The organism is Bradyrhizobium sp. sGM-13 (assembly GCF_018398875.1).
Taxonomy (GTDB): Bacteria; Pseudomonadota; Alphaproteobacteria; order Rhizobiales; family Xanthobacteraceae; genus Bradyrhizobium.
Genome location: NZ_JAGWDK010000571.1, coordinates 1 through 204 on the forward strand (window position 1 = coordinate 1; position 204 = coordinate 204).

Consider the following 204-nt stretch of genomic DNA (forward strand, 5'->3'; position numbering starts at 1 on the left):
CTTCCTTGCAGAAGCAGACCTTTTTCGCGCGCCGGGTCGTCTCCGGATCGGCGGCAACCTCGGCGGCCTGCGCGTCCATCTGCGCCATCCCCTTGGTCTGCCGATTCTTGCCCACCTCCCACGGCGCCGGTCGACGCAGCTGCTCCCACATCGGGTTGAACAGCGCCTTGTCGATCTCCTCGACCAGCTTCACCATACCGACAT

At 64.7% G+C, this 204-nt stretch carries 1 pseudogene; it reads right to left on the minus strand.

Annotation, left to right across the window (positions count from 1 at the left end):
• Positions 1-204, minus strand: a pseudogene (locus KJQ96_RS40010) (nitrogenase iron-molybdenum cofactor biosynthesis protein NifE); the annotation flags it as partial.